This window comes from Agrobacterium genomosp. 13 str. CFBP 6927, assembly GCA_900012615.1.
GTDB lineage: Bacteria > Pseudomonadota > Alphaproteobacteria > Rhizobiales > Rhizobiaceae > Agrobacterium.
Window position 1 is genome coordinate 2,199,057 of sequence record LT009757.1, and the last position, 14,112, is coordinate 2,213,168.

Here is a 14,112-nt window from a genome sequence, read left to right on the forward strand (position 1 = left end):
GTTCCATGCACGATCTTCTGCTCCGCAACATCAGGCCCATGGCCGGTGACACCTGCGACATCATGATAAGGCAGGGAAAGATTGCCGGTTTTGGAAAGTTCGAGGCCGAACCCGGCATGCCGGTCGAGGATGGCAACGGCGCAATCCTCGCGCCCGGCCTGATCGACGCCCACACCCATCTCGACAAGACGACCTGGGGCATGCCCTGGCATGAGAACAACCGTGCCGCAATCCTGCGCGGGCGGATCGATTTCGAACGCGAGAACCGCAGCCAGATCGGCATCGATCCGCACCGCCAGTCCATGCGCCATGCCATCGGTCTTGCCGCAAACGGCGGCACGCATATTCGCAGCCACGTGGATATCGATCCGACCCATGGCCTGAAGCTTGTCGAAGGCATATGGGAAACGCGCGAGAAGCTGAAAGGCATCATCGACATCGAGGTCGTTGCCTTCCCGCAGTCCGGCGTCATGGTCATGCCGGGCACGGTGGAACTGCTGGATGAGGCGCTGAAACAGGGCTGTGAAGTCCTCGGCGGCATCGATCCCTGCGGCATCGATCGCGATCCGAAGGGCCAGCTCGATATCCTCTTTGAACTCGCGGTCAGGCACGGCGTGCCCATCGACATTCATCTGCATGAGGCTGCCGATCTCGGCGCCTTCACCATGGAGCTGATTTTCGAGCGCATCCGCGCCAACGGCATGGAAGGCAAGGTCGCCATCAGCCACGCCTTTGCGCTCGGCATGAATGACTATCTCCGCGTCGGCAAGCTGATCGATGAGATCGCCAGACTCGATGTAGCGATCCTGACGACCGGCGCGCCCTCGGCAAATGTACCGTCGATCATGCGCCTGAAGGAAGCCGGTGTGCGTGTCGGCGGCGGTTGTGACGGCATTCGCGACACCTGGGGTCCCTGGGGCCAGCCGGATATGCTCGACCGCGCCAAGATCATCGGCATGAAGAACGGTCTGCGCTCGGATATCGAGCTTGCCCACGTCCTGCATGTCGTCTCGCAGGGCGGTGCCGATGTCATGGGCCTCAAGGATTACGGTCTCGACGTTGGCTGTGCTGCAGACTTCACGCTGCTGACTGGCGAGACCCTGGCCCATGCCGTTGTCGATATTGCCCCAAGACCGCTGGTCGTAAAGGGCGGGCGTGTCACCGCCAGAGGCGGCAAGGCCGTGGTGGAGGCGCCATGATGACCCCTTCGCTTCAGTCCCTCGCGCTCGGTGAACGCCCTTCCGGTCGCACGCTGCTCACCGCCAGCTGGGTGGTCGGCCACAAGGACGGGTCTCACCGGCTGCTGAAAAACGGCGAGGTCGTGTTCGAGAACGGCGAAATCCTTTTCGTTGGACATAGCTTTCCCGGCGAGGTTGCTCGCCGCGTCGATTTAGGCAATGCCCTGATCAGCCCCGGCCTGATCGACCTTGATGCGCTTTCCGATCTCGATACGACCATTCTGGGTATCGACAATCACCCCGGTTGGGCGAAGGGTCGTGTCTGGCCGCGCTCCTATGTCGAGGCCGGTCCCTACGAGATGTATTCCGGGGAAGAGCTTGCCTTCCAGAAGCGTTTCGCCTTCGGCCAGCTTCTCCTCAACGGCATCACCACGGCGGCACCCATTGCCTCGCTGTTTTACCGTGAATGGGGAGAAACAGTCGCCGAATTCGAGGCTGCGGCCGATGCCGCCGGCGAACTTGGTCTGCGGGTCTATCTCAGCCCCGCCTTCCGTTCCGGCGGCATGGTGCTGGAGGAGCCGGGACGCATGGTGCCGGTCTTCGATGAGGAGCGTGGCCTTCAGGGACTGAAGGAAGCAGCGTCGTTCATCGAGCGGCAGACCGGAAGGCACGGCGATCTCGTGCGTGGTATGCTGGCACCTGATCGTGTCGAAACATCCACGCTCGCGCTGATGCAGAGAACCGATGCCGCCGCCCGTGATCTTGGCTGCAAGTTCCGCCTGCACATGGCGCAGGGCACCATGGAGGTGGACACGGTCCGCAAGCTGCACGGCTCGACCGCGCCGGTATGGCTCGCCAGGGCCGGCCTCTTGAGCGACCGCCTTATCGCGCCGCACGCCACCAATGTGACGCAGGAAGATCTGGCGCTCTACGCGGAAAACGGCGTGTCGATTGTTCACTGTCCGCTGGTGTCGGCTAGAAGCGGCAGCACGTTGTCGTCCTTCTCCGCCTGCCGGCAGCTTGGAATAAACATTGCGATGGGCACCGATACGGCGCCCGCCGACATGCTGATGAACCTGCTGGTCGGTCTCATCACCTGCCGTATCAATGATGGCGCGCCCGACAGGGTCCGCTCAGCCGATCTGTTCGACGCCGCCACACTCGGCGGCGCGCGGGCACTGGGTCGCTCCGATCTCGGGCATCTTTCCAAGGGTGCCCGCGCCGATATCGCCGTCTTCGATCTCGATGACACGGTCATGGCGCCGAGCGTCGATCCGATCACGACTGTTGTCACCGGCGGTTCGGGCAAGATCACGCGTGCGGTCTTCGTCGATGGCCGTCTCTCCATGCGGGAGAGAGAGGTCGCGAATATCGATATGGCGCGCGCCCGCATTCAGGCGCAGGCGCAGTTCGATGGGCTGATTGCAAAATATCCCGAGCGAAGCTGGGCCAATCCGCCCGTTTCGGAAATCTTCCCCCCGAGCTACCCGGTGGAGGTGAACGCCAATGGATGACATGAACCAGTCGGTTATCGATGTCCGCAATCTGAAAGTCGAGTTTCCCGGCCGCCGGGGAACGGTGACGGCACTTTCGGACATCAGCCTTTCCATCCGCCCCGGTGAAATCCTGGGTGTGGTGGGGGAATCCGGTGCCGGAAAATCCATGACCGGCCTTGCGATACAGGGCCTGCTCGAAAAACCGGGCCGTATTGCCGATGGCGAAATCTGGCTCGGCTCGCGCCGCATCGACAAACTCGACGACAGGGCGATGGAAAGCATCCGCGGCCGGGAAATCGGCGCGATCTTTCAGGATCCGCTGACCTCGCTCAATCCGCTGTTCACGGTTGGTGCGCAGCTGGTGGAGACGATCCGGCAGCATCTGCCGCTCTCGAAAAAAGATGCGCAGGCGCGTGCGGTCCAGCTTTTGCGGGATGTCGGCATTCCGTCTCCGGCAGACCGCATCGATCATTATCCGCATCAATTCTCCGGCGGCATGCGCCAACGCGTCGTCATCGCACTCGCACTTGCGGCGTCGCCGAAACTGATCATCGCCGACGAACCGACGACGGCGCTTGACGTGTCGATCCAGGCGCAGATCATTTCGCTGCTGCGCAAGCTCTGCAAGGAAAAGCAGACGGCTGTGATGCTGGTCACGCATGATATGGGCGTCATCGCCGAGGCGGCTGACCGCGTTGCCGTGCTTTATGCCGGCAGGTTGATCGAGGTTGGTCCGGTCGAACAGGTTCTGCATGCGCCGAAGCACCCCTATACGCAGGGCCTGATGGCCTCCATTCCCTCGCTTGGCGCGCGGGTGGAACGGCTCAACCAGATCGACGGCGCCATGCCGCGTCTCGACGCCATCCCGCCCGGCTGCGCCTTCAATCCGCGCTGCGGATTTTCAGGGCCGCGCTGTCTTCGCGAGCGGCCGGAACTGGAAGCGGCGGGCGATGGCGCCAGCGCCTGCTGGATGAATGCAGGAGGTACAGCATGAAAACGTCCGTGGTTAAAACGCCCGCACAAAAAACGCCGGCATTGACGGTCAAGGGTCTCACCAAGACCTTCGATGTCTCTGCGCCGTGGCTCAACCGGGTCATCGAACGGAAGCCCCGGCAATTCGTGCAGGCGGTGAACGACATCGATTTTACGGTGCCGGCTGGCGGCTGTCTCAGCATCGTCGGGGAAAGCGGCTGCGGCAAATCGACGGTTGCCCGGCTGGTGACCGGGTTATTCCGCCCAAGCGCCGGTGATTTCCGCTTCGCCAGGGGCCGCAAGGATACGCCGCTTTCGGCGCAGATGATCTTTCAGGATCCCTATGCCTCGCTTAATCCGCGCTGGCGGGTGAAGAACATCATCGCCGAGCCTATCCGTGAACTGAAACTGCGCGCGACCCGTGCAGAGACCATGGAACGTGTGGAAGAGCTGCTGCGCACCGTCGGCCTTTCGGCTTCGGACGGCGAAAAGTTTCCGCATGAATTTTCAGGCGGCCAGCGCCAGCGCATCTCGATTGCCCGCGCTCTGGCGAGCGAGCCGGAGTTTCTGGTCTGCGACGAGCCGACATCCGCGCTCGACGTTTCGGTGCAGGCGCAGGTGCTGAACCTGATGCGTCGCCTTCAGGACGAGCTGGGGCTGACCTATCTGTTCATCAGCCATGATATGAGCGTCGTTCGCCACATGTCGGATCGTATTGCGGTCATGTATCTCGGCCGCATCGTGGAGGAGGGCGATACGGAAGAGCTGTTCGCCCGCCCGCGCCACCCCTATACCCAGCTTCTGCTGCAGACCATTCCCAATATCGACGCGCCGCGCCGCGACCGGGAACTGGTTGCCGGTGAAGTCCCAAGCCCGCTCAAGCCGCCATCCGGCTGCACGTTTCATCCGCGTTGTCCGCTTGCGACGGCGCGCTGTTCGGCGGAGGTGCCGCAGGTGCGCACGCTTGCCGGCGGCACACGCGTCGCATGCCATCTGGTGGAAGAGCAGGAAGAACGGGTGGTAGCGGCACGGGAACTCGTCTGACCGGAGGGTCAGGCGAGTGCGGCGCGCAGATCGTGGGAAAGGTCGCGGATTTCGCTAAGATCGAGCTCCGCTTCGACATGTTCCAGGTGATGGGTCATCAGATGTATGGCTTTTGCCGGATCGTTGTTGGCAATCGCGTCGACGATTTCCGCATGCTCGTCCGGTCCACAATTGAAGCGGTCGGTATTGCGGTAAACGGCGGTGATGAGGGAGGAACGCGAAATGAGGTCGCGCATGGTGGTGAACAGGAAATCGGAACCCAGCGTTTCCGCAAGCAGCAGGTGGAAGCCGCCGGAAAGCTTGATGATATCCGTGGTGATGTTGTGAGCATTGGCGACGCGCTCCTTGGCCACATGGTCGCGAAGCCGCTTCAGATCGGCCTTGGTGGCGGATCTGCACAGGCGTTCGACGACACATTGCTCCACGGTGCGGCGCACGAAGAACACGTCTCGCGCCTCTTCGACCGATGGTTTCGAAACGAAGGCGCCGCGATTGGGGACGATGGTGACGAGACCGTCGCGTTCCAGCACCGAAAGCGCCTGACGGATACGCGCACGGCTGACATTAAAAATCGTCGCCAGCTGCTCCTCTTTCAGCTGCACGCCGGGGCGCAGCCGTCGCTCAGCGATGGACAGCCAGACTTTCTCGACAATTTGCTGCGTGGACTGGCCGTTCTGCTCGGTCATTTGTTTCGCTCTCCATTAGGGTTAGAGAAGCGTGATGCCGCCGAAAAAGTCAACTGTTTCAACAGGGTTTTGGTTGCATAATTGTCAACAATATGAAACAATATTGTATACTATAAATAGGGCCACTGTCATGGAATTCGACTTCACCACGCTTGAGCCGCAGAGCCGTTATCGGCTGCTGACGAATTTTATCGGTCCCCGGCCGATAGCGCTTGTCACGACGCGTTCGGCAGCGGGCCACAACAACGCGGCGCCGATGAGCTTTTTCAATGTTTTCTCCCACGATCCGCCCATCGTCGTTCTGGGTATCCAGCCGCGTCTGAATGGCGAGGAGAAGGATACGATGGCCAATATTCGCCGCACCGGCGAGTTTGTCGTCAACATGGTCGATATGACCATCTCCGAACATATGCTCGTCTGCGGTCTCGGTTTTGACAGCGAGGTCGACGAACTTTCCATGGCGAAGCTGACGCCTGCACCCTGCAGCAAGATCGATGCGAGCTTTGCGGCGGAATCGCCCTGCGCCTTCGAATGCCGCGTCGAGCGTGTGATCGATTACCCGCGTCGCGCGCTGGTGCTGGGGGAGGTCGTGCATATGCATGTCCATAGGGACTGCCTCGACAGGGAGGGGCATTATGTCGATCCGGACAGATACCAGCCGATCGCGCGCCTCCATGCCGACAATTACATCACCTCGGATCGCCAGTTTGTCCTGAAGGCGCCACCGATTACCGACTTCATCAAGCCAGATGGCAAATGAGCGTCCTGAAAGGCGAGCCCGAATGCATATTCGTCTGATCAACCCGAACTCAACCGCCTCGATGACGGCGCAGGCGCTGGACAGCGCCATGCGTGTCAAACAGGCGCACACGACGATCTCAGCGACAAATCCCCTCGATACGCCCGTCAGCATTGAAGGCGGGGCCGATGAGGCGCTGGCCGTTCCCGGCATGCTGGAGGAAATCCGCAAGGGCGAGCGTCTGGGCGTAGATGCCTATGTCATTGCCTGCTTTGACGATCCCGGCCTGCATGCTGCCCGCGAAGTGGCGCGCGGACCCGTCATCGGCATCTGCCAGGCCGGCATTCAGGTGGCCATGACCATCAGCCGCCGTTTTTCCATCATCACGACCCTGCCGCGCTCCATCCCCATTATCGAGGATCTCGTCGACAATTATGGCGCGCAGCGTCACTGCCGCCGGGTTCGCGCAATCAATCTGCCGGTGCTCGGTCTCGAGGAGGATCCGCATGCCGCAGAAGCGATGCTGATCCGCGAAATCGAAGCGGCCAAAAAAGAGGATGCGGCCGAGGCCATCATCCTTGGATGCGCCGGCATGTCGGCGCTGTGCGACAGGCTGCGCGAGGCAACGGGCGTTCCGGTGATCGATGGTGTCACGGCCGCCGTCAAGCTGGCGGAGGCATTGGTGGGTGCTGGATACAGCACCTCCAAGGTCAATGCCTATGATTATCCGCGCATCAAGGAGACCAAGCTCGTCGCCTGAGTGAACTGCGGTTTCGGGAGGGCCCGAAACCGCGCATCGGAGAGGTTAGCGAACGTGCTTCAGCTGCAGGCGGGAGACGCCGGCTGCAACGTTCACGCCCGTACCGACTTCGGCGCTGATGGGCTGAAGTGCGAAGTTCTTGGCGTTACCGCCGATGAGCGCGTTGGCTCCGACACCCACGCCAACGGAAGCTCCGGCGGAAGCGCCGACATAATCACCGCTCAGCGCACCGTCACCGATACGGCTGGCGGCGGTGTTGAGCACGATCCAGCTCATGTAGGTCTTACCCGTCACGCCGATATCGAGGCCGAGCTTGCCGATATTGCCGGTATAGCGCTCGGTCTTGCCGGAGCGCTGACGGAACTGGCAGTCCACGCTTTTGCTGGAGCCGACAACAAGGCCAACGCCGCCGGCGATTTCGCAGGACAGGGTGCCCACGCGTTCCTTCTGTGCGGTCTCTGTCGCGCGTTTGGAGTTATGTTTTGTTTCGGCGGAAGCGATTGGCGCGAGCGCAAGCGTTGCAATCGCGGTTGCAAGAACGAATTTCTTCATGGTGTATCACTCCTGTTGTTGGTCACGAGATGAATGCGTGGGGAAGACGCACTCAGGTAAGTTCGCGTTTGCTGACGGATCGCCAGATCGGCGATGATCGGCCGCGACGCGAAACATTCTGCGATGATGACCGCTCGTTCGAAGGCGGAAAGAGTTTCAACCTCACCCGTAAGGACGATGCGCCCGTCCGAAGATGTGACGGAGATGCAGCTGTTTTCCTGCCCATCTGCATAAGTAATCAGAGCCTGCAGCGCGGCGCACAGGCTGACTTCCTGCGGATTGAAACCCGTCGCCGTGTATGCGTCGCCTGAGAGCATCACCGTGAAACCTCCTGCCTTGAACATTTGGTATCACTTGAATGTTTTGGTGACGGCGTCTTTTGCCTTGCCAAGTTTCTCCTGTGCCTGGCCGGCAATCTTTTCAGCCTTTCCTTCCGCCTGAAGTTTCTCGTTGCCGGTTATCTTGCCGGTGGCTTCCTTGATGGTGCCCTTTGCCTGGCGGGCAATTCCGTCGATCCGGTTCTTATCCATAACGAACTCCTTCCATCGTTAGATGTTGCCGCTGTTGATAACGGCATGATGGAAAGGTAGTCCGGCGCAGGCGCCTTTAGCAGGGCATTAGCTACTAGTTGGACTGGTACAAAATGACCTATTTTCACTCGATCAGGCTTATTTTCCCTTGCGCCCGGCAAAGCCGCGCTCACGCGCCCAGATGACGGCGGCGGTGCGGCGGTTCACGCCGATCTTGCCGTAAAGCGATGCAATATGGTTTCGGATCGTGTGTTTGGAAAGGTGAAGCCTTTCGCTCATCTCCTTGTCGCTGCAACCGTCACAGATCAGCGACAGGATTTCTTCCTCGCGATCCGTCAGGTCCTTGAGCGAGGCGGACGGCGTTGCCCTGCTTGCGTTCTGCCGCAGTCCCGCCAGCCTCTCGACAACAGTGCGGCTGAACCAGGAGGTATCGGTCATCACGCTTTCGATCGCTTCGATCAGTTCGTTCTCCGACCGTCTCCTTTCGGTCACATCCTGTATCGCCCAGATGACGCATTGCTGGTCGTTGATTTCGGCGCGCTCGGCGGAAACGACGCATTCGGCGGCACCACCATCGCTCAGCTTCATGCGCATGTTTTCGTTGCGAATCGGGATATTGTCCCGCAGCCGCTTTTCCATATCCCGGCGCGCCGAAACGTCCTCCCAAATCCGCAATTCGCTTGCCGTCTTGCCCACCACCTCTGCCTCCTTGCGCCCGCATAATTGCAGGAAGGCGTCATTGACTTCGGTCAGCACGAAGTCATCCAGCCTCGAGACGGCGGCCGGTGTAGGTGAGAGGCGAAATGATTTGAAGAACCGCTCCTCGCTTTGGCGCAGCGCGTTCTGGGCTTTGCGGCGTCCATCAAGATCGGCGAAAGTGAAGAGCATGCAGGGCTCTTCAGCAACTGCAATCGTCTCGCCCGCAACGATGACCAGCCGGTCGCCTCCATGCATTGGAATGAGCGCCTCGCGCTGGCGGATGACCCTGCCTTCATGCAGTCTCTTCAGTGCGTCTTCACCGGTATCGCAAGCGGAAAAAAGCCCGAGTTCCTCGACGCTGATGCCGATGATTTCCTCGCGGGTAAAGCCCGTCATTTCAAGGAAACCCTGATTGACGCGGATGAATCGCTCATCCTCCAGACGGCAGATCAGGCCGGGGGCGGGATTGGCATTAAAAGCGCTCTCAAATCGTGCCTCCGCTTCGAAGCGCGGCGTCTCGTCGCGAATGATCAGAACCAGAACATCCGGCTTGGCGCCGGCATCTTCCAGAATAAGTCCGCGAACCGTGTGCACCCAGCTTTCCGCCTCATCACCGCTTGGCAATACTTCCACCGTCACCTCGTCGAAAGTCTCGCCGGCCAAGAGCCGCTCCAGCGGATATTGTCCTTCACCGAGCAGATGATTGTTGCGATAGCGGAGCGTGAATCTGCGCCTGTAATCGACAGCGTTCTCGCCCAGGTCCGACAGGGCCTCAATGCGGTGCATCTCAAGCGCCGCCCTGTTCGCCCAGGCGATCGTCCCGTCATTCTCGAGCAGGATAAGCCCGTCGCTCAGCCCGGCTATCAGGTTTTGCAGCACCAGCCGGTTGACCTTGGGAATGTTTACGCTGTCGTCCATGTCGCCCCCGGCATTCTGTTGGTTTGCGCACGTTATAACGCGCGGTGTCGGCAAGTGTTGCGTTGGGTGGTAGTGGAAGGGAAATGTGTACGGGTCAGCAATGCGGCAGAGCCATGCTTTTCCTGCCCTCAAAAAACGCTTCGTGCCCATATTTTGAGCGGCCATTTTTACCGCTCAAAAATGCGCTTGACGTGCGCGAAAATTTCTCACCAAATGAACCAATGTAAGATTGGTTCAACAAATGGTGCGACGTGGCGGCAGGCCCTAACGACAATTCCAACTACGCTCTTGCGAAGCTGCGGTCGTATATTCAGACGCAGGACCTTGCAAAAGACGGGCGTTTGCCGACGGAACGGGCCTTTGCGGAGACTTTTAACGTTGGGCGACGGGCTGTTCGCCGTGCTCTTGAGGTTCTTGAGGCCGAAGGCCTGATCTGGCGGCGGCAGGGGGCCGGAACCTTTGTTGGTGAAAAGCCGGATGATTGGTCCGCTCAGGTCACCGAATTGGTCGCGGGCACGGATATCATGGAAATCATGGAGGTGCGTCTGCGCATCGAGCCGCAGCTGGCGCAGCTTGCGGCCATGCGGGCCAAGCCTGCCGAGGTGGAACGCATGCGCGCCCTTGTCCAGAAGACCGGCCAGAGCACGGATGCCGACGCCAAGGAATTATGGGACGGCTCGCTCCACCGCCAGATTGCCCAGAGCGCCGGCAACAAGCTCTTCCTGTCGATTTTTGACGTCGTCAACCGCATTCGTCAGGACGATGCCTGGCAGTCGATACGCGAGCTTGCCCGCCGCACCGGCACGAATGGCAGGGCCTCATTCGAACAGCACATGGCCATCGTGGATGCCATAGCCGACCGTGATCCGGCCAGAGCCGGAGAAGCGATGCGCCAGCACCTTCTCATGCATCAGGAAAGACTGATCCGCGCCACGTCGCTCGGATTTCAGGAGGACAAGGCTGGAGAAGACAGGGCGGCCCACAGCCACGACGAAGCCGGCAACCCGCTTGCCCCGGCCTCATAGGCCATGGGTCAGGAGCCTTCGGCCTCTTGGGGCCGGCCAAATAACAAGACAAAGACAAAAACAAAGAAAACCAGACCAGAGGATGGAAAATGAAGAAAACATATATTTTTACCGCGGCCCTGATGGCCAGCGCGTTCCTGACCGCGCCCGTCATGGCCTCCGAATTGCGCATCGGTCTCAACGATGACGCGGATGTGCTTGATCCCGCGCAATCGCGCACCTTCGTCGGCCGCATCGTTTACACCGCCATGTGCGACAAGCTGGTCGACATCTCCCAGGACATGAAGATCGTTCCCCAGCTCGCCACCGAATGGGCCTGGTCCGAGGGCGGCAAGGTGCTGACGATGAAAATCCGCGACGGCGTCAAGTTCCACGACGGCGAGACGCTGGATGCGGCCGCCGTCGTCGCCACCATCGAGCGGAACATGACCCTGCCGGAATCCCGCCGCAAGAGTGAGCTTTCCTCGGTCGAGAAGGTTGAGGCTACCGGCCCGCTGGAGGTCAAGTTCACGCTGAAGACGCCTGACGTTACGCTGCTCGCCCAGCTTTCGGACCGCGCCGGCATGATTGTTGCGCCGAAGGCAGCCAAGGAACTAGGTGCGAATTTCGGCTCGAAACCGGTCTGCGCCGGTCCATTCAAATTCGTCGAGCGCATCCAGCAGGATCGTATCGTGTTGGAAAAATTCGCCGACTATTGGGACAAGGACAAGATCCTTGTCGACAAGATCGTCTATCTGCCGATACCCGATACGACAGTTAAGCTTGCTAACCTTCGCGCAGGCGACCTTGACATAGCCGAGCGCATTTCGGCTTCCGATGCGGAATCCGTCAGGAACGACGCCAATCTTACCTATGCGGATGTGATCGGGCCGGGCTATATGGCCATGTATGTCAACGTCAACAATGGTGCGCGGGCGGACAATCCGCTCGGCAAGGACAAGCGCCTGCGTCAGGCATTCTCCTATGCGATCGACCGCGAGGCGATCGGCCAGATCGTTTTCGAGGGCACCTCCAAGGCCGGTAATCAGGCCTATCCTCCGACAAGCCCCTGGTTCAACCAGAACTTGGCCGTGCCGCCCCGCGATATCGACAAGGCCAAGCAGCTAATGAAGGAGGCGGGTTACGAGAAGCTGGATGTCGAGCTTCAGCACGCCAACAACACCACGCAGACGCAGATGATGCAGGTGATCCAGTCCATGGTCGCGGAAGCCGGCTTCAACGTGACGCTGAAGGCGACCGAATTTGCGACGCTTCTGTCCGAACAGACGGCCGGCAATTACCAGCTCAGCCGTTCCGACTGGTCGGGACGTATCGATCCCGATGGCAACCTGCACCAGTTCGTCACCTGCAAGGGCGGCATCAATGATGTGAAATATTGCAATCCCGAGGTCGACAAGCTGTTGAACGAGGCCCGCGCCTCGACCGAAGACGCCGTCCGCAAGGAAAAATACGATGCCGCTGGCGTCATCCTGAATGACGACATGCCGATCATCTATCTCGGCCATCAGCCCTATGCCTATGCCATCTCCAAGAAGGTGAAAGGCTGGGCGCCATCGCCGGATGGCATGATCCGCCTTCTCGGCGTCAGCAAGGACTGACAGCTTCGAACAGGTCGCACGGCTTGCCGTGCGGCCCCCATGACCGGACCCAAACGGGGGCAATGCCATGCCTGTTTATATCGGCAAGCGACTGCTGGTCGCGATCCCGACACTTCTGATCATCTCCATCTTCGTTTTCTCGCTACAGAAACTCCTGCCGGGCGATCCGGTCCTTGCCATGGCGGGTGAGGAACGCGATCCCGCGACAATCGAATTCCTGCGCGAGAAATATCGTCTGAACGATCCGGTGCCGTTGCAATATCTCAACTGGCTGGGCGGCGTGGTGACGGGCGATTTCGGTATTTCGCTGCGAACCAACCAGCCCGTGCTGGAACTGATCGGCCAGAAGCTGCCGGTCACCATTCAGCTGGCTGTCATGGCGATGTTTTTTGCCATGGTCATCGGCATTCCCATTGGCATTCTGGCCGCCGTCAAGAAGAACACGTGGATCGATTATACGGCCAATATCGTGGCGCTTTCTGGCCTGTCGATCCCGAATTTCTGGCTCGGCATCATGCTGATCCTGCTGGTGTCAGTCAAACTCGGCTGGCTGCCGGCATCCGGTTATGAATCGATCTTCGTCGATCCCGTCCGCTCCATCGAAACCATGATCATGCCCGCCTTCGTGCTGGGCAATGCGCTTGCGGCGACGCTGATGCGGCATACGCGCTCGGCTATGGTGGCGGTCTTGAGTTCCGATTATATCCGCACCGCCCGCGCCAAGGGGCTCTCGCCGCGCGAGATCATCCTGTCGCACAGTTTCCGCAATGCGCTTCTGCCCGTCATCACGCTGCTGGCGCTGCTCTTCGGCGAATTGCTGGCCGGGGCGGTTCTGACCGAGCAGATATTCACCATTCCCGGCTTCGGCAAGATGACCGTCGATGCCGTGTTCACCCGCGACTATGCCGTCGTGCAGGGCATCGTGCTCTGCACCGCCGTCGGCTTCATTCTCATGAACCTTCTGGCCGACATCGCCTATGTCCTGCTCAACCCCCGCCTCAGGGCGACGATCTGAGGCTGATATCATGACCGTTCTCGATCAAAACCTCTCCGTACCGGTAACGCGGCAGGAGAGCCGCGCCTGGAAGAAGATGAAGCGCAACAAATCCGCGCTTGTCGGCATGGTTATCGTGCTGTTTTTCGCCGTCCTTGCCATAGCCGCACCGATCCTGCCGATTGCCGATCCGGTTGCGACCAGCTGGTCGGCCATCCGTAAGGCGCCTTCGGCGGCCCACTGGCTCGGCACCGACGATCTCGGTCGCGATATTCTTTCGCGCATGATCTATGGCGCACGCGCCTCGCTGATGGCGGGCGTCGTCTCCGTCATGATCGCGGTGGTCATCGGCGTGCCCTTCGGCCTAATTGCCGGTTACTTCGGCGGCTGGGTGGATATGGTCATATCCCGTATCACCGAAGCGCTGCTGGCCATGCCCTTCCTCATCATGGCGATTGCGCTCGCAGCCTTCCTCGGGCCGAGCCTCACCAATGCCATGATCGCGATTGGCCTTTCCGCCATGCCGATTTTCGTGCGGTTGACCCGTGGGCAGGTGCTGGCGGTCAAGATGGAGGATTATGTCGAGGGCGCAAGGTCGATCGGCCTCAACCACGTCGACATCATGACGCGTTACATCCTGCCGAATGTCTTTGCCCCCATTATCGTGCAGGCGACGCTGACGGTCGCCACCGCCATCATTGCGGAGGCGAGCCTTTCCTTCCTAGGACTTGGCCAGCAGGCGCCCGCACCCTCATGGGGTTCGATGCTGAACACGGCAAAGAATTTCCTGAGCCAGGCGCCATGGATGACGATGTGGCCCGGCATCGCCATCTTCCTCGTCGTCATCGGTTTCAATCTTCTGGGCGATGGCCTGCGTGATGCGCTCGATCCGCGCGAAGCATGATTTTTATAAGGAATTGA

At 60.2% G+C, this 14,112-nt stretch carries 15 protein-coding genes; 10 read left to right on the top strand and 5 right to left on the bottom strand.

Features of this window, described 5'->3' with window-relative positions; genetic code table 11:
• Nucleotides 1–5 precede the first annotated feature (5 nt).
• The 4 genes from AGR13A_RS24250 to AGR13A_RS24265 are packed head-to-tail and all read left to right on the top strand — an operon-like array spanning nucleotide 6 to nucleotide 4,690.
• A complete protein-coding gene (locus AGR13A_RS24250) occupies nucleotides 6–1,199 on the top strand; it encodes an amidohydrolase family protein (RefSeq protein ID WP_080840133.1) in 1,194 nt (397 codons plus the stop codon).
• Complete coding sequence (locus tag AGR13A_RS24255) at nucleotides 1,199–2,692, top strand: amidohydrolase family protein (protein ID WP_080840471.1); 1,494 nt, start codon at nucleotides 1,199–1,201, stop codon at nucleotides 2,690–2,692. The genes AGR13A_RS24250 and AGR13A_RS24255 overlap by 1 nt, the downstream gene beginning before the upstream one ends.
• Complete coding sequence (locus tag AGR13A_RS24260) at nucleotides 2,685–3,668, top strand: ABC transporter ATP-binding protein (protein ID WP_035224943.1); 984 nt, start codon at nucleotides 2,685–2,687, stop codon at nucleotides 3,666–3,668. The genes AGR13A_RS24255 and AGR13A_RS24260 overlap by 8 nt, the downstream gene beginning before the upstream one ends.
• Nucleotides 3,665–4,690 (top strand): ABC transporter ATP-binding protein, encoded by a 1,026-nt coding sequence (locus AGR13A_RS24265; RefSeq protein WP_080840135.1) that lies wholly within the window; start codon nucleotides 3,665–3,667, stop codon nucleotides 4,688–4,690. Before AGR13A_RS24260 ends, AGR13A_RS24265 begins: the two co-directional genes overlap by 4 nt.
• An 8-nt stretch (nucleotides 4,691–4,698) precedes the next feature.
• Here the strand turns inward: AGR13A_RS24265 and AGR13A_RS24270 are convergent, their stop codons facing one another.
• Entirely contained in the window at nucleotides 4,699–5,376 is a 678-nt protein-coding gene (locus AGR13A_RS24270; RefSeq protein ID WP_003499554.1) for a GntR family transcriptional regulator, read from the bottom strand.
• A gap of 130 nt (nucleotides 5,377–5,506) precedes the next feature.
• Between AGR13A_RS24270 and AGR13A_RS24275 the strand changes: the two genes are divergently transcribed.
• Both AGR13A_RS24275 and AGR13A_RS24280 read left to right on the top strand, forming a co-directional pair.
• A complete protein-coding gene (locus tag AGR13A_RS24275; RefSeq protein WP_080840137.1) occupies nucleotides 5,507–6,136 on the top strand; it encodes a flavin reductase family protein in 630 nt (209 codons plus the stop codon).
• Between the two features lie 22 nt (nucleotides 6,137–6,158).
• Nucleotides 6,159–6,875 (top strand): aspartate/glutamate racemase family protein, encoded by a 717-nt coding sequence (locus tag AGR13A_RS24280; RefSeq protein ID WP_080840139.1) that lies wholly within the window; start codon nucleotides 6,159–6,161, stop codon nucleotides 6,873–6,875.
• A 45-nt stretch (nucleotides 6,876–6,920) separates the two neighbouring features.
• Here the strand turns inward: AGR13A_RS24280 and AGR13A_RS24285 are convergent, their stop codons facing one another.
• The 4 genes from AGR13A_RS24285 to AGR13A_RS24300 form a co-directional block, all read right to left on the bottom strand.
• A complete protein-coding gene (locus AGR13A_RS24285; RefSeq protein ID WP_080840141.1) occupies nucleotides 6,921–7,427 on the bottom strand; it encodes a DUF992 domain-containing protein in 507 nt (168 codons plus the stop codon).
• Entirely contained in the window at nucleotides 7,424–7,771 is a 348-nt protein-coding gene (locus AGR13A_RS24290) for a BON domain-containing protein (RefSeq protein WP_080840143.1), read from the bottom strand. Before AGR13A_RS24290 ends, AGR13A_RS24285 begins: the two co-directional genes overlap by 4 nt.
• Before the next feature lie 6 nt (nucleotides 7,772–7,777).
• The gene (locus AGR13A_RS24295) at nucleotides 7,778–7,957 is read right to left on the bottom strand and encodes a CsbD family protein (RefSeq protein ID WP_080840145.1); all 180 of its coding nucleotides are present in this window, start codon (nucleotides 7,955–7,957) and stop codon (nucleotides 7,778–7,780) included.
• Nucleotides 7,958–8,095: 138 nt separating this feature from the next.
• Complete coding sequence (locus AGR13A_RS24300) at nucleotides 8,096–9,574, bottom strand: helix-turn-helix transcriptional regulator (RefSeq protein WP_080840147.1); 1,479 nt, start codon at nucleotides 9,572–9,574, stop codon at nucleotides 8,096–8,098.
• A gap of 251 nt (nucleotides 9,575–9,825) precedes the next feature.
• Between AGR13A_RS24300 and AGR13A_RS24305 the strand changes: the two genes are divergently transcribed.
• From AGR13A_RS24305 to AGR13A_RS24320, 4 genes are all read left to right on the top strand, one after another.
• Nucleotides 9,826–10,599 (top strand): FadR/GntR family transcriptional regulator, encoded by a 774-nt coding sequence (locus AGR13A_RS24305; RefSeq protein WP_080840150.1) that lies wholly within the window; start codon nucleotides 9,826–9,828, stop codon nucleotides 10,597–10,599.
• A gap of 89 nt (nucleotides 10,600–10,688) precedes the next feature.
• Nucleotides 10,689–12,197: an ABC transporter substrate-binding protein gene (locus AGR13A_RS24310; RefSeq protein WP_080840152.1), complete on the top strand. Its 1,509-nt coding sequence runs from the start codon at nucleotides 10,689–10,691 to the stop codon at nucleotides 12,195–12,197.
• A gap of 67 nt (nucleotides 12,198–12,264) precedes the next feature.
• On the top strand, nucleotides 12,265–13,212 hold the full coding sequence (locus AGR13A_RS24315; protein ID WP_006311351.1) for an ABC transporter permease: 948 nt from the start codon (nucleotides 12,265–12,267) through the stop codon (nucleotides 13,210–13,212).
• Between the two features lie 10 nt (nucleotides 13,213–13,222).
• A complete protein-coding gene (locus AGR13A_RS24320; RefSeq protein WP_167377628.1) occupies nucleotides 13,223–14,095 on the top strand; it encodes an ABC transporter permease in 873 nt (290 codons plus the stop codon).
• The last annotated feature ends 17 nt before the right edge of the window (nucleotides 14,096–14,112 follow it).

Excerpts from the sequence above, each read along its gene's own strand:
- AGR13A_RS24280 (WP_080840139.1), top strand. The coding sequence starts at position 6,159 with ATGCATATTCGTCTGATCAACCCGAACTCAACCGCCTCGATGACGGCG.
- AGR13A_RS24320 (WP_167377628.1), top strand. The coding sequence starts at position 13,223 with ATGACCGTTCTCGATCAAAACCTCTCCGTACCGGTAACGCGGCAGGAG.
- AGR13A_RS24250 (WP_080840133.1), top strand. The coding sequence starts at position 6 with ATGCACGATCTTCTGCTCCGCAACATCAGGCCCATGGCCGGTGACACC.
- AGR13A_RS24255 (WP_080840471.1), top strand. The coding sequence starts at position 1,199 with ATGACCCCTTCGCTTCAGTCCCTCGCGCTCGGTGAACGCCCTTCCGGT.
- AGR13A_RS24270 (WP_003499554.1), bottom strand. The coding sequence starts at position 5,376 with ATGACCGAGCAGAACGGCCAGTCCACGCAGCAAATTGTCGAGAAAGTC.
- AGR13A_RS24295 (WP_080840145.1), bottom strand. The coding sequence starts at position 7,957 with ATGGATAAGAACCGGATCGACGGAATTGCCCGCCAGGCAAAGGGCACC.
- AGR13A_RS24290 (WP_080840143.1), bottom strand. The coding sequence starts at position 7,771 with ATGTTCAAGGCAGGAGGTTTCACGGTGATGCTCTCAGGCGACGCATAC.
- AGR13A_RS24300 (WP_080840147.1), bottom strand. The coding sequence starts at position 9,574 with ATGGACGACAGCGTAAACATTCCCAAGGTCAACCGGCTGGTGCTGCAA.
- AGR13A_RS24315 (WP_006311351.1), top strand. The coding sequence starts at position 12,265 with ATGCCTGTTTATATCGGCAAGCGACTGCTGGTCGCGATCCCGACACTT.
- AGR13A_RS24260 (WP_035224943.1), top strand. The coding sequence starts at position 2,685 with ATGGATGACATGAACCAGTCGGTTATCGATGTCCGCAATCTGAAAGTC.
- AGR13A_RS24265 (WP_080840135.1), top strand. The coding sequence starts at position 3,665 with ATGAAAACGTCCGTGGTTAAAACGCCCGCACAAAAAACGCCGGCATTG.
- AGR13A_RS24275 (WP_080840137.1), top strand. The coding sequence starts at position 5,507 with ATGGAATTCGACTTCACCACGCTTGAGCCGCAGAGCCGTTATCGGCTG.
- AGR13A_RS24285 (WP_080840141.1), bottom strand. The coding sequence starts at position 7,427 with ATGAAGAAATTCGTTCTTGCAACCGCGATTGCAACGCTTGCGCTCGCG.
- AGR13A_RS24310 (WP_080840152.1), top strand. The coding sequence starts at position 10,689 with ATGAAGAAAACATATATTTTTACCGCGGCCCTGATGGCCAGCGCGTTC.